The following is a 13133-nucleotide window of genomic DNA, read 5'->3' as shown; positions in this document are numbered from 1 at the left end:
TGGTGCAAGCGACCGCCACGCTGCATCGCGCGATAGGCGGGGAGCGGCCCGTCATCACTCATGGATGCGACCAACACATCGGTCGTTGCTGAAATCGCGACTCGGTCAATATGCATGTCGCGCATATCACAACATATTTTTTTGCGCTTATCCACTGGGAAGTGATTCGCGCGTGGCGCGACCACCACGGATTTCGTCTCGACTGAGTCATCGCGGCAACAGTTCACGCATCATGATGGAACGTCTCATCACCTTCGTCGCCGGTTTGAATCGCGCAAAAAGAAACCGCGCCGACCCGTATCGGTCGGCGCGGTTCTATCACGCGCAAGGTGAAGAAACGGTTCACATGCCGGAGAGCGGCATGCCGTTGACCTTGGTATCGCCGGCCGCATCGACCTCCAGCTTCAGCTTGTCGACCGGCTTGCCGTCGCTGCCCGTCTCGCGCTTGGCCATCGACTGGATCATGGCGAGGCCGCCGACGATCTGCGCCGCATTGGGCGAGGTCTGCGCCGCTTCATTGGCCAGCTTCATGGCTTCATCCAGGCCATGAAGGGCTACATCGAGCGCACCGACCAGGCCCAGTGTGGCATCCGGCTTCACGTCGAAATTGCCGGTGGCGTCGAGCTGCATGACCTCCGAAGTGAGGCCCGAGGGGGCCACGGTGAGCTTCATCGGCGCCTTCTGCAGCAGCTGTTGCATGGCGACGAACATGATGCCCGCGGCCGCTTCCGAATGCGCCGGATCGCCCGCGATCAGGTTCGGGAAATTGTCGCCGACCAGCTGCCACAGCTCCTTCGACGGGACGTCGGTGAGGTTGAGGTCGAGCTTGCCGGATGCCGGCAGGAGCTTGGCGAAGAGCGGATCGCCGGCGAGATCGGGATCCTTGATCACCAGCTTGTCGTGGCTCAGGCCCAGATTGACGGCGGCCTTGTCCTTGTCGAGGCCATCGAAGGCCATGGTGAAAGCGCCCAGGCCCAGATGGAACGGCTCGCTGCCATCCTTCTCCTTGAAGCCCGCTTCGGTGAAGCTGCCGTCATATTTGAGGCCGCCGATGAGGCCGGACATGCTCTTGATCATCTCGCCGAACTTGGCGGCCTGTGCCGGATTGATTCCTGCCGGCGCGGCGGCTTCGGTTGCGGTGCCGTTCGTCGCCGCATTGCCGGCCGCCGCCTCGGCCTTGGCCGTCGCCTCGGCGATTTCGGCCATCAGGTTCTGCATCTCGCGGGTCTTGGCGACGTATTCCTTCAGCTTGACCGCTGTCATCAGGCCGCTGAAATCGAGCTGGCCCAGATTGAAGGTGCCGCCATTCGTGTCCTGGGCGCTGAAGCCGGTCAGCTGGAAGCGGCCGCTCTGGTCGAAGAGGCCGCCGCCCTTGTCGGTGCTGGCCAGCGATGTCGACAGGGTCTTGGCACTGAAATTGCCGCCATCGGGCGCGCTGTCCTTGGCGACGATATCGGCGGCCTGCCAGTCCAGCGCCAGGAAGGTCTGCAGGCTGCTCGACCATTCGCCGCTGAAGGCCTTGGTGGCCAGCGTCACGGAGCCCGTCTCCTTGCCGTCCTTATCCTTGGCCGTGAAGATATTGGCATGGGTCAGATTGCTGGCGGTGTAGCCGTCGGTGCCCTTGGGCGTCAGCTTGTAGCCGATCGTGCCGATATCCAGCTGGCCCTGATCCTTCGGACCGATGCGGACACCCTCGATCGCCACGTCGAAAGCGTCACTGCCCGGCGTCACCTTGATCGCGGCGTGATGCAGGACGCGCTGCTCGGCCGGACCTTCGGCCAGGAGCAGGTAATCGTCGATCGCCTTCTGGATGATGGGGGCCTGGGCCGGATCGATGGCGGCGACGGTTTCGGCCGCGTTGCCGCTCCCGGCCTGGCCTTCCTCCTTGTCGCCGCAGGCTGCCATCAGCAGCAGCGCCGCGACACTGCCGGCGGCCAGGCTGCCTTTGCACACCAGGCCAAAGGTCGTCACCCGGTCCGAATTCCACCAACGCCCCATCTTCCTCACTCCTCGAATGCTACTGGTAGCCGCCAACAGATATGGTCATTGCGGCCGAAACATGGCATGCCGGCGACCATCGCCGGCTTATGCCCGGGGAAACCGCGCCGCCTATAACAGATAGCGGCAGTACCGGTCATGTGCCGCTGACGTTTGTGTGATCGTCCGCACAATGTCCGGTTCCGGGCGAGGCGGCGGCCTCACTGCGTCGGCTCGAACGGCTTCGCTCCCGGCTGCGGCGCGCCCGGAGCGGGCTGCGCGAACGGATCGAACGGATCGGCCGGCGCGAACGGGTCGAATGACGGCGGCGTCGATGTGGGAAGCGGCGCAGCGGTCCCCGGTTCGAGCACGGTTTCGGCAGGCGGCTTTGCCGCGGCCGGTGCCAGCGTCGGTGCCGGTGCCGATTCTTCAAACAAGGGCGGCAGATCGGGGGATGGCGCCGTTGCGGCCGACGCCGGTGCCGGTGCGACAGGTGCGGATGGGGCTGCCGCCGGTATCGCCGCCTCCTTCGCCTTGGGTTGCCAATTGTCGTGAAGCGCGATGGCGGCGGCGAGTTCCTGCTGCGTCATGCCTTGCGCGAGGGTTGCCGCCTTGGCGCTGCCATTTGCCGCACCCTGGTCGGCGGCGAGACTGTACCAGGCATGAGCCTGCACCTTGTCCTGCGGCAATCCCTGGCCGGCGGCATATAGATCCCCCAGGGCCAGCATCGACGGCGCATCCTTGCCGTTGGCGCCGCGTTCGAAATGCTCGACGGCGCGGACATAGTCGGGCTGCCCGCCCAATCCGTCGCGGTAAAGTTCGCCCAGATTGAATTCGGCATTGAGGCTGCCGCCGGCCGCCGCGCCCTCGAACCATTTCGCCGCTTCCTGCGCGTTGGGTGCGACGCCGATGCCGCTCCTATAGGCGCGGCCGAGTTCCAGCATGGCGGGAACGCTGCCGGCCTCGGCCGCGCGCTGCAGCCAGGCGGTGGAACTGGCGAGATCGGGATTGATGCCGGGCAGGCCTTCGCGCTGGATCACGGCCATCTTCAGCATGGCCTTGATGTTGCCGAGATCGGCCGCGCGTGTGTACCAGCCCACGGCCTCGTTATAATCCTGCGGCACGCCTTTGCCGGTTTCATAGAGCCGGCCCAGCGAAAACTGCCCGTACATCTGCGCCGCCGCGATGAGCTGGGGCGCCTGCGCACCAAGCGCCGCGCCGTTATAGCGCGGCGCCGTGTCGATCTCGGCGGCGATGCGGTAATAGGTGGCGGCCTGGGTGAAATCCGGAGCCCCGGCGGCGCCATCCTCATAGATCTTGGCGAGGTTAAAGGCCGCGACCGGATTGCCGAGCTTGGCCTCCTCGGCCAGCAGCGGCACGGCGGCGCTGATATTGCCGGCCTGCAGGGCGGCTTCGGCGGCGGCGTAATCGGCCAGCGCCGGAGCGCTCATCAGTATCTGCGCCGAAACGAATAAGGCGGCGGTCGAAAGCAGCAGACGGCGCATCATGGGCTCATATTTCGTGTGGATCCGGGCCGCAATCTACAGAAAGAGCTTGAAAAATGCCAGCTTGGGCCCGACCTTGCGGCGCCTCGATCGTTTGGGAGCCCCGCCGCCTTGAGCCATACGCTGTTCGTCTGCACCACCTGCAAGCGCGGAACCGGGGATACGCCGCTGGGGCCGGATTTCATCGCTGCGTTGGCCGGGGCCGACCTGCCGCCTGGCATGGCCGTCATCGGCACCGCCTGCATGTCGAACTGCACGCGTCCTTTGAGCGTCGCCCTCGCGGCGCCGGGCAAGGCCACCTATATGCTGGCCGAAATCGATCCCGCGACCGATCTTGCCCCGCTCCTCGACCTAGCCAGGCTCTATGCCGAGAGATCGGACGGCCAGACCAAGTTGCTGGAACGCCCAAAAACGATCCGCCGCAAGATCATCGGGCGGATACCGGGACTCGCTGTTGAGTAAATAAACGCCGTCATGCCCGGGGATGACGAAACAAGAAGTGAGTTGCCTAGAACGAACTGTTCGGCATCTTCAGGAACGCGGTCTCATCCTCGGTCGATAGCCGCCCCAGCGCCGCGTTGCGGTGTGGGTAGCGGCCGAAGCGCTTGACGATGTCGCGATGGCGGTGGGCGTAGTCGAGCTGTTCCTCGGCTTCCTTCCGGTCGGCCCCACCGGTTTCCTCATAAAGCCTCGTGAAGAGCGCGATGGACCGGTCCTGGTTCGTCATATCCTCGGCATGCTCGAAGGGCAGGTAGAAAAAGCGCCGCTGGTCGAAGGGCAGTCCCTTGTCGAAATCGCGGGCGATCGCCGCATTGGCGATGGCCAGCGCCCGCGCATCGCCAAGGAACGCCTTGGGCGACCCGCGATGAATGTTGCGCCCCATCTGGTCGAGAAGGATGAGGAGGGCCAGCGCGCCCATCTGCGTGGCGGCCCAGGAATCGAGTTCGCCCATCTGCGCCGCGTGCACGGCGGCACCGAAACGCGTGCGAATCTCCGCGTCGAATTCCCTGTCCTTCTCGAACCACAGCGCCCGCGCGCGCGGCGCATACCAGAAGTCGATGACGGAACGCGGATCGCTCACGCCACGACCGGCCCTACTTCGTTCATCTCGGCGACACGGGCGATCGCCGGGCGTGCGCGGACCTTTTCCGCAAGGCGGCGCACGGAGGGAAAGCGCCTGTAGGTTTCGGGGCAGCATTCCTGCCAGGTGGACAGCATGTAGAGCAGCGCGTCGGCGGCGGAGAATCTGTCGCCCAGCAGATAGGGGCCGTTCTTGGCGAGGTGCGCATCGATGCGCGACCACAGCATGGCGATCTCTTCCTTGGCCTTCTCCTTGACGCCGCCGATGCCGGAGGCCTCGGTCGTGATCCGGTCGGGATAATAATAGCGCAGCATGGCCGGCTGCAGCGTGTTGTTGAGGTGGAAGAGCCACATCAGGAAGGGTCCGCGCCTGGGGTCGTCAATGGCGGGGGCAAGGTCCGCCTGCGGAAAGCGGTCGGCGATGAGGAGCGAGATGGCGGCGCATTCGGTGACGATGCCGCCCTCGGGCAGCCTCATCGCCGGCAGCTTGCCGGCCGGATTGATCTGTAGGAATTCCGGTTTCTTGTGGCCGTCCTCGGCCATGTCGACCAGCACCGTGTCATATTCGGCACCGGCTTCCTCCAGGCAGTAATGCGCGGCGATAGAGGCCGAATTGTGCGACCAATAGAGCGTGTACATGGAACCTCCCCAATTTCCGTCCCGGCTTTATAGGACAAGCGGGGAGCCGGCACCAATGCCCTGGCGGCATGCTGACGATGCACGGAAGGGATGGATCAGCGCGCCCCTTTGTTTCCGCGCCGCAGCAGCACCTGCGCGGAAATGAGGGCGGTCAGCGAGAACAGCATCACGGCCGTGCCGATGGCGTTGATCTCCGGCGTCACACCGCGCCTGATCGAGGAGAAGACATAGATGGGTAGCGTGTTCTTCGAGCCGGCCACGAAAAAGGCGATGACGAAATCGTCGAAGCTGAAGGTAAAGGACAGCAGGAAGCCTGCGACGATGCCCGGCATCAGCTGCGGCAGGGTCACCTGGCGGAAGGTCGCGACTGGATCGGCATATAGATCGGCCGAGGCTTCGATGAGGCCGCGGTCCATGCCGGCAATGCGCGCCCGCACGATGATGATGACCAGCGCCATGGCAAAGAGTGTGTGCGCGGCGATGATCGAGCCATAGCCAAGGCTGAGCTTGGGCGGCACGTCGCCTGGCCAGATCGCGGCCAGAATGGTGTTGGCGGCATCGAAGGTCGTCACCAGCGCGATCAGCGTCGCGATGCCGATGACGATGCCGGGCACCATGATGGCGACATAGGTGAGGCCGTCGAAGAGCACGCGCACGGGCCCACGCACATTCTGCAGCGCCACCGCCGCCATCGTGCCCATGATCGTGGCAAGGATCGAGGAGGTGGCGGCGACGATGAGGCTGTTCTGCAGCGCCGCCAGCATCAGGCTGTTATTCGCCGCCTTGAAATACCAATCGACGCCGAAACCCTGGAAGTCGGAGGCGTTGTTGCCGCTGTTGAAGCTGAAGACGACGATGAGCGCGATCGGCGCATAGAGGAAGAGATAGGCGAAGGCGGCATAGGAGCGGAGCATGGCGCGGTCCTTACATCAGCGACACGTCGCGGCCGCCGGTCGCGCGCGTGAGCTTGAGATAGAGGCTGACGGTCACCACCATGATGACGACCAGCGCCATGGCGCAGGCCGAGCCGAACGGCCAGTTGAGGCTCTGCAGGAAAAGATCGACAAGCGCATTGCCGATGAAGAACACCTTGCCGCCGCCCAGCATCTGCGGGATGAGATATTCGCCCATCAAGAGGATGAAGACCAGCATGCAGCCCGTGATCATGCCCGGTGCCGACAAGGGCAGCGTGATCTGGCGGAAGGTGGCGGCAGGTCCGGCGCCCAGATCGTCCGAGGCTTCGAGAAGGCGCTTGTCGAGCTTCTCGAGGCTGACATAGATCGGGAACACCATCAGCGGCAGGTAGGCATAGACGATGCCGACCAGCACGGCGAAGGGCGTGTTGATGAAACGCACGCCCTCGATACCGACGAGATCGAGGAGATGCGGCAGGCCGCGTCCCCCCAGGATGAACATCCAGGCATAGGTGCGGATGAGGAAGCTGGTCCAGAACGGCACCACGACCAGGATGAGCAGGAATAGCCGCGTCCGCGGGCTGGCCTTGAGCGCCAGGAAATAAGCCAGCGGATAGCCGGCCAGCAGGCAGATGAGCGTGCCGGTCGGCGCCAGCAGCAGCGTGTTCTTGAACGCCGTCCAGCGCGCGCCGATATTGAGGTAATTGTCGAAGGTGAAGGCCGCCTGATAGCCGCCCGTCGGTGCCCGCTCGCCCACCGAATAGATCATGATGACGATGAGCGGCAGGATGAGCAGCACCATGTACCACAGCCCGCTCGGCGCCAGGAGGATGGCGCTCCACATGCGCTGGCGGCGTTTTTCAGTGATCGCGGCTGAGGTCATTTGGATGTGGTGGTCTCTGTGAGTACCCTCGCCCCGCCTGCGGGGAGAGGGCTGGGTGAGGGGTGGTGGGTCGAGTTCGGTTTTGGCGCCCCTCACCCCAACCCCTCTCCCCGTTATCGCGGGGCGAGGGGCTTTGAGAGCGGAGCCGCCGGCTTAAGCCGATTTGAACCGCGCCATGATCTCGGCGCGGGCCGGGTTGGTCAGCACGTTGCCGGCGCCGAATTCGAGCGGCGTCAGCAGTTCGGCGGCCGGATACATGATCGGGTCGTTGGCGATCTCCGGCGGCAGCTTGGCGATCACGCGCTTGTCGGCCACCGGATAGCCGTGGAACAGCAATTCCCTGGTGTTCACGTCCGGATCCAGCAGGAAGTTGATGAGCGCATAGGCGCCCTTCTTGTTCGGCGCCTCCTTCGGCACGGCATAGAAATCGGACCAGATCTCGCCGCCTTCCTTGCCCAGGATATAGTCGATTTCCGGAATGTCCTTATGGAGCTGCTTGCCGTCGCCGGTCCAGGCGACCGACATCCAGGCATCGCCATTGCGCAGGGCCGGCTGATAGTCGGACGAGATGCCGAAGAGATGCGGCTTCACCTCGAGCAGCAGCTTCTCGGCATCGGCCAGTTCCTTCTCGTCGATCGAGTTGAAGGAATAGCCGAAATATTTGAGCGCATTGCCGATGGTGGTGAGCTGATAGTCATGCACCATGACACGGCCCGAGGCCTTGTCCTTGGTCACATCCCAGAATTCCTTCCAGCTCGACAATTTGCCGGGCAGGTTCTTGGTGTTCTGGACGAAGCCCGTGGTGCCCCAATCCTTGTGCAGCGCATAGACCTTGCCGTTGACGGTGCCCGGCTCCGACATGCGCGGGTCGGAATAGGCGCTGGGGTCGGAATTGGGAATCTGGGAGAGGTCGAGCGGGTCGATGAGGTCGGCCTCGACATAATTGGCGATGGTGTAGTTGGTGGGCACGAACACGTCCCAGCCCGTGCCGCCGGCCTTCAGCTTGGCGTACATCTCCTCGTTCGAACCGAAAACGGTGAGTTCGACCGCGGCGCCGGTCAGCTCCTTGAATTTGTCGAGATTTGCCTGGTCGTGATAGTTCGGCCAGGAGGTCAGCGCCACCTTATCACCGATATCGCCGGCAAAGGAGGCGCGCGGACGCAGGCCCGGCACGGCGCCTGCCATCACCGCCACGGCAGTGCCGAGGCCGGTCGCACCTAGAAAATGCCGGCGCGAGATCGAGCCCATCTGATAGCGGCGCAGCTGGGCGATGAATTCCTTGCGTGGATCAGTCATCTCATTCTCCCTGGAAAGACGAAAAAACCCCAAACCTGTGATGCGGTGATTGTTCTTCTTACGTCAGCACGCGTTACCGCCAGCGGTGCTGCGCCGAAATATATCGGGCTCCGGCTTAAGTCAGGCTTCCGCCAGCGCCAATGCGCGCTCGCGCTTCCAGCCCATGACGACCGCATCGCCCGGCTCCAATGCCTGGCCCTCGGTCGAATGCTTGGGCAGGCGCACCAGCACCGGGCCCAACCCTTCCGCCTCGACTTGAAACTCGCTGTGATCGCCAAGATAGATGCGGTTCATGAGGCGCGCCGGCCGCAGCACATCGAGGCCGGCAGGTGCCGCGCCCGGCTGCCACAGGCCGATCACTTCAGGGCGCACGGCGATCGCTGCACGGCTGCCCGGCGTTAGCTTTGCGCCCAGGCGGCTGAAGGGTGCTGCGAGGCTGAGGCCGCTCGTCATGGCGATGACGGCGCCGCCGGCGTCGGAACTGGCGACGGAACCGCTGAAGAAGTTCGATTCGCCGACGAAATCGGCGACGTAGCGATTGACCGGCGCGTCATAGAGTTCCTCGGGCGTGCCGAACTGCACGATCCTGCCGTCCTTCATGATGCCGATCGTGTCGGACATGGAGAGCGCTTCCTCCTGGTCGTGCGTCACCAGGACGAAGGTGATGCCGACCTCGCGCTGCAGGTTCTGCAGTTCGATCTGCATCTCGCGCCGCAGCTTGCGGTCGAGTGCCGCGAGCGGTTCGTCGAGCAGCAGCACGGTCGGGCGGTTGATGAGGGCGCGGGCCAGGGCCACGCGCTGCTGCTGGCCGCCGGACAGTTCCCAGATGCGGCGCTGCCCCAGATGCGGCAGGCGCACCAGTTCCAGCGCTTCGGCCACACGCCTGCCGATCTCGGCATCGCCGGGCTTGGGCTTTCGCTGCCTCAGGCCATAGCCGACATTGCTCGCCACATCCATGTGCGGGAACAAGGCGTAATGCTGGAAGACCATGTTGACCGGGCGCTTATATGCCGGAACGCCGACCACCGATTGCCCGGCGATCTCGACGGCACCGCTATCGGGCTGCTCGAAGCCGGCGATGAGCCGCAGGGACGTGGTCTTGCCGCAGCCGGACGGCCCCAGGAAGGAATGGAACGAGCCGCGCCGCAGGCCGAAGCTGACATCGTCGACCGCTTTCACGTCGGCGAAGTGCTTGGCGACCGAACGGAACTCGACATCGAACGCCCTCTCGGACGAGGTCTCCATCAAGATATCTGCACTCCCCGCGTGCTGGTCCTTATGCATGGCAGGACTTTCCAGCATCGCTCAATGCCGCCGCCGCCTTGATTTAGAGTCTTACTGCGTTTAGGCCGCAATGAAAAGGACCTATATAATTTTCATTCTGACCCGCCGGCCAAAAAGAAACGGCGGCATCCGCGGATGCCGCCGTGGCTGGTTGATGAACTCTGGCCAGTGCGTTCAGCGGCGGTCGCCGAGGAAGCGCAGCAGCATCAGGAACAGGTTGATGAAGTCGAGATAGAGGGTAAAGGCGCCCAGCACCGCCTTCTTGGTGGCGACTTCGGCGCCATCGGCGTCCCAATACATCTCTTTGATCTTCTGCGTGTCATAGGCGGTGAGGCCGGTGAAGATCACCACGCCCAGCAGCGAAATCGCCCATTGCAGCCCGCTCGAGGCGAGGAAGATATTCACCACCGAGGCGAGGATGATGCCGAAGAGACCCATCAACATGAAATTGCCCATGCCGGTGAGGTCGCGCTTGGTCGTGTAACCCCAGAGGCTCATCGCACCGAACGTGCCGGCGGTGACGAAGAAGGTGCGCGCCACCGACTCGCCCGTATAGAGCATGAAGATCGGCGCGAGACCCAGACCCAGGATCGCCGCATAGACCCAGAACAAGGCCTTTGCCGTGCCGGCCTGGATGGCATGGATGCGGAAGCTGAAGAAGAAGGCGACGCCGAGCGCACCCAGCATCAGAACGAGGTTGTTGCGGATCACCGCCTCGAAGAAGGCAGGTGCGAATTCGGCGCTGCGGAAGACGGCATAAGCGATACCGCCGGTCAGGCCCAGGCCGCCGGCCATGTAGGCGTAGACCTTCTGCATATGGGCGCGCAGGCCGGCATCGATCTCGGCCGATTGCGCCTGCGCGTAATCCTTGGGGGCGTAGCCGCGCTGAACCGTGCGGTTGAAGCCCTGATCCGGTCTATTGACCATTTTGTTCACTCCCCGTTCCTGTATCCCTGGCCGCGTATGTCGCGGATGGCTGAGAATTTAGAACAGATTGGCGGGAGTTCAATAGGCTCAAAGACGGATTCTCGGGCCGAAACCCATTGCGGATCGGGCTTTTAGCCGCCATAAACCGGGCCGTTACCCGCGAAGGAACCGAGGATCATGAAGGGCCGCATCTTTTCCGGCGTCCAGCCGACCCATACCCTGCATCTTGGCAACTATCTGGGCGCGGTGCGCAATTGGGTGCGCATGCAGAAGGAATATGAGTGCATCTTCTGCGTGGTCGACATGCATGCGATCACGGTCTTCCAGGACCCGGCGGAACTGACCAGGAACACGCGCGAAGTGACCGCCGCCTTCATGGCCTCGGGCATCGACGTTGCGCATTCCATCATCTTCGCCCAGAGCCAGAACCGCGTGCATGCGCAACTGGCCTGGATCCTCAATTGCGTGGCGCGGGTGGGCTGGCTCAACCGCATGACCCAGTTCAAGGAAAAGGCCGGCAAGGACCGCGAGAATGCCTCGGTCGGCCTCTATACCTATCCGGTGCTGATGGCGGCCGACATCCTGGGCTATCGCGCCACCCATGTGCCGGTGGGCGAGGACCAGAAGCAGCATCTGGAACTGGCGCGCGACATCGCCCAGAAGTTCAACACCGATTTCGGCATCGACTGCCTGGTGCCGCCGGCGCCGGTGATCGGCGGCCCGGCCGCCCGCGTCATGTCGCTTCGCGACGGAACGAAGAAGATGTCGAAATCGGACGCGTCCGATTACAGCCGCATCAACATGACCGACGATGCCGACACCATCGCCTTGAAGCTTCGGAAGGCAAAGACCGATCCGGCGCCGCTGCCGGGCCTCGACGTGCTCGACGAAAAGGGCCGGGTGAAGGCCGAGGCCGAGGCGCTGCGCCCGGAAGCCTATAACCTGCTGGCCATCTACGCGGCCCTGTCCGACAAGGAACTCGGCACCGTCATCGGCGAGACGGAGGGCAAGGAATTCTCAGCCTTCAAGCGCGAACTCACCGACCTTGCCGTCGCCGTCCTGGGGCCGATCGGCGCCGAGATGAAGCGCCTGCTCGCCAATTCGGCGGAAGTCGACACGGTGCTGGCCAAGGGTGCCGCCAAGGCCCGCGCCATCTCGGAACCGATCCTCAAGGAGATCGAACAGGCGGTGGGATTCCTGTCGGTTTGAAGGCTGCCGGTCCCGATTGACCGAGTAAAGCCCCTCGCCCCGCGATAGCGGGGAGAGGGTTGGGGTGAGGGGTCTGCGACCCTAGAGTCATTGTTTTGACCCGGGAGATTGCTTATCTCCCTTCAGCCACCCGCCAGACGGGGCCTATAAGACGGGGACAGCCGGACCATGAGCGACGATTTCGATCTAGAGCCCCAGCCGCGCGACGCCAGAACGGGATGGCGCCGGTTCCTGCCCAGCCGGTTGCAAAGGGTCTGGTCGCGGCGCGACGCGGCGACGGATATCGATACGCCCGCTGAACGCTCGCGCCTGGGCGCCGCGCTCCGCTGGGGCGGTGGAGCCCTGCTGGCGATCGTCATCCTCTATTATCCGATCGGCGCCTTCCTCGCGCACAAGATCAATGACGATGTCACTTTCGTGCCACCTTCCATCCCGGCCGAGGCTAGCCAGACCGTGGCCATGGCCGCGGCGCTGATCGACCGCGAGATCAACGGCACAACCTGGCCCGCCAATGCGCCCTGGTTCTTCCCGGCCGCCATTCTCGACAACATGCCGAACTTCCAGTCCGGCGAAATCCAGGCCCTGCAACGTGTGGTGACCGAGTTCCGCGACCAGATCGGGCGGGCGCGCGGGACCAGCAGCGCCGACCGCGCCCTGCAGGATGCCGCCGCCTATCTCAATAACCAGCCGGACATCTGGTATATCGACCTCAGCCGTTCGTGGGCGCCGATGAAGCCATCGGAAAGCTATTACACCGACGCCATGAAGGCCTTGAACGATTTCAACGGCCGCCTCACCCGGGGCGATGCCGTCTTCGAACGGCGCGCCGACAATCTGCTCTCGACCCTCGATCGCATCGGCAAGGATCTGGGGGCGGCCTCGGACGATATCGACAAGGAAATCGACCAGCAATCGGGTGCCTGGTTCGACCTCAATGCCGACGACATCTTCTACCGCAACAAGGGCGAACTCTATGCCTATGGCTTGCTGCTGCGGGCCATGGGGCAGGATTTCAAATCGGTCCTGGCGGAAAAAGGGGCCATCAATGTCTGGCAGCGCATGGTCGATTCCATGCTCGAAGGCGCCCTGCTGCAGCCCTGGATCGTCATCAACGGCGAAACCGCGTCGCTGGCCCAGCCCAATCACCTGGCCGAGCAGGGCTTCTATCTGCTGCGCGCCCGCGCCCAGCTCGAAGAGATCACCGACATCCTCCAGAAGTGAGAAAATACTGGGTCCAGGCGCATCCGCCGGGCACATTTGTGCGTTCCGTCGCTTTCCCTTGGAATCGCCGTGATTTAGAGTTGCTCCAGCACCGCGAGATCCCGAGTCGCGGTGCCTCAGATGAGCGAGCCAAAGCGGCGGCGGCGTAGATAGATCAGGATTCCGGTCGCGCTCCCGTCCATGAAGGGGAAAGCGGTG

The 13133-nt window shown here is 63.8% G+C and carries 12 protein-coding genes; 3 read left to right on the top strand and 9 right to left on the bottom strand.

From position 1 onward, the window contains the following. Positions 1–342: 342 nt before the first annotated feature. Together ACE3TY_RS19300 and ACE3TY_RS19295 are read right to left on the bottom strand one after the other, a co-directional pair. Complete coding sequence (locus ACE3TY_RS19300) at positions 343–1998, bottom strand: hypothetical protein (RefSeq protein WP_374656031.1); 1656 nt, start codon at positions 1996–1998, stop codon at positions 343–345. Between the two features lie 200 nt (positions 1999–2198). After that, positions 2199–3485 (bottom strand): tetratricopeptide repeat protein, encoded by a 1287-nt coding sequence (locus ACE3TY_RS19295; protein ID WP_374656029.1) that lies wholly within the window; start codon positions 3483–3485, stop codon positions 2199–2201. A gap of 108 nt (positions 3486–3593) precedes the next feature. Here ACE3TY_RS19295 and ACE3TY_RS19290 point away from each other — a divergent pair, with 108 nt between their 5' ends. Next, positions 3594–3944: a DUF1636 family protein gene (locus tag ACE3TY_RS19290; protein ID WP_374656027.1), complete on the top strand. Its 351-nt coding sequence runs from the start codon at positions 3594–3596 to the stop codon at positions 3942–3944. Positions 3945–3990: 46 nt separating this feature from the next. Here the strand turns inward: ACE3TY_RS19290 and ACE3TY_RS19285 are convergent, their stop codons facing one another. From ACE3TY_RS19285 to ACE3TY_RS19255, 7 genes are all read right to left on the bottom strand, one after another. Then, positions 3991–4563, bottom strand: a complete 573-nt coding sequence (locus ACE3TY_RS19285) for a DUF924 family protein (protein ID WP_374656025.1) — start codon at positions 4561–4563, stop codon at positions 3991–3993. Next, positions 4560–5201 carry a glutathione S-transferase family protein gene (locus ACE3TY_RS19280; RefSeq protein WP_374656023.1) on the bottom strand — a complete coding sequence of 214 codons (642 nt, stop codon included), beginning with the start codon at positions 5199–5201 and terminating at the stop codon, positions 4560–4562. The genes ACE3TY_RS19285 and ACE3TY_RS19280 overlap by 4 nt, the downstream gene beginning before the upstream one ends. Positions 5202–5296: 95 nt before the next feature. Then, positions 5297–6115 (bottom strand): ABC transporter permease, encoded by an 819-nt coding sequence (locus ACE3TY_RS19275; RefSeq protein ID WP_374656021.1) that lies wholly within the window; start codon positions 6113–6115, stop codon positions 5297–5299. Between the two features lie 10 nt (positions 6116–6125). Beyond that, positions 6126–6998 carry an ABC transporter permease gene (locus tag ACE3TY_RS19270; RefSeq protein WP_374656019.1) on the bottom strand — a complete coding sequence of 291 codons (873 nt, stop codon included), beginning with the start codon at positions 6996–6998 and terminating at the stop codon, positions 6126–6128. 153 nt (positions 6999–7151) lie between these two features. Then, positions 7152–8294: a PotD/PotF family extracellular solute-binding protein gene (locus ACE3TY_RS19265; RefSeq protein WP_374656017.1), complete on the bottom strand. Its 1143-nt coding sequence runs from the start codon at positions 8292–8294 to the stop codon at positions 7152–7154. A 120-nt stretch (positions 8295–8414) separates the two neighbouring features. Beyond that, entirely contained in the window at positions 8415–9578 is a 1164-nt protein-coding gene (locus ACE3TY_RS19260) for an ABC transporter ATP-binding protein (protein WP_374656015.1), read from the bottom strand. Positions 9579–9752: 174 nt separating this feature from the next. Beyond that, positions 9753–10505 (bottom strand): Bax inhibitor-1 family protein, encoded by a 753-nt coding sequence (locus ACE3TY_RS19255; protein ID WP_374656013.1) that lies wholly within the window; start codon positions 10503–10505, stop codon positions 9753–9755. Between the two features lie 177 nt (positions 10506–10682). Between ACE3TY_RS19255 and trpS the strand changes: the two genes are divergently transcribed. Both trpS and ACE3TY_RS19245 read left to right on the top strand, forming a co-directional pair. After that, on the top strand, positions 10683–11714 hold the full coding sequence (gene trpS, locus ACE3TY_RS19250) for a tryptophan--tRNA ligase (protein WP_374656011.1): 1032 nt from the start codon (positions 10683–10685) through the stop codon (positions 11712–11714). Between the two features lie 168 nt (positions 11715–11882). After that, positions 11883–12935: a DUF2333 family protein gene (locus ACE3TY_RS19245; RefSeq protein WP_374656009.1), complete on the top strand. Its 1053-nt coding sequence runs from the start codon at positions 11883–11885 to the stop codon at positions 12933–12935. Positions 12936–13133 lie beyond the last annotated feature (198 nt).

Source organism: Dongia sp. (assembly GCF_041918875.1).
Lineage (GTDB): Bacteria > Pseudomonadota > Alphaproteobacteria > Dongiales > Dongiaceae > Dongia.
This window is presented reverse-complemented; position numbering and strand designations above follow the sequence as displayed.

Coding starts and splice junctions, on each gene's coding strand:
- ACE3TY_RS19300 (WP_374656031.1), bottom strand. CDS start 1,998: ATGGGGCGTTGGTGGAATTCGGACCGGGTGACGACCTTTGGCCTGGTG.
- ACE3TY_RS19295 (WP_374656029.1), bottom strand. CDS start 3,485: ATGATGCGCCGTCTGCTGCTTTCGACCGCCGCCTTATTCGTTTCGGCG.
- ACE3TY_RS19280 (WP_374656023.1), bottom strand. CDS start 5,201: ATGTACACGCTCTATTGGTCGCACAATTCGGCCTCTATCGCCGCGCAT.
- ACE3TY_RS19275 (WP_374656021.1), bottom strand. CDS start 6,115: ATGCTCCGCTCCTATGCCGCCTTCGCCTATCTCTTCCTCTATGCGCCG.
- ACE3TY_RS19270 (WP_374656019.1), bottom strand. CDS start 6,998: ATGACCTCAGCCGCGATCACTGAAAAACGCCGCCAGCGCATGTGGAGC.
- ACE3TY_RS19265 (WP_374656017.1), bottom strand. CDS start 8,294: ATGACTGATCCACGCAAGGAATTCATCGCCCAGCTGCGCCGCTATCAG.
- ACE3TY_RS19260 (WP_374656015.1), bottom strand. CDS start 9,578: ATGCATAAGGACCAGCACGCGGGGAGTGCAGATATCTTGATGGAGACC.
- ACE3TY_RS19255 (WP_374656013.1), bottom strand. CDS start 10,505: ATGGTCAATAGACCGGATCAGGGCTTCAACCGCACGGTTCAGCGCGGC.
- trpS (WP_374656011.1), top strand. CDS start 10,683: ATGAAGGGCCGCATCTTTTCCGGCGTCCAGCCGACCCATACCCTGCAT.
- ACE3TY_RS19245 (WP_374656009.1), top strand. CDS start 11,883: ATGAGCGACGATTTCGATCTAGAGCCCCAGCCGCGCGACGCCAGAACG.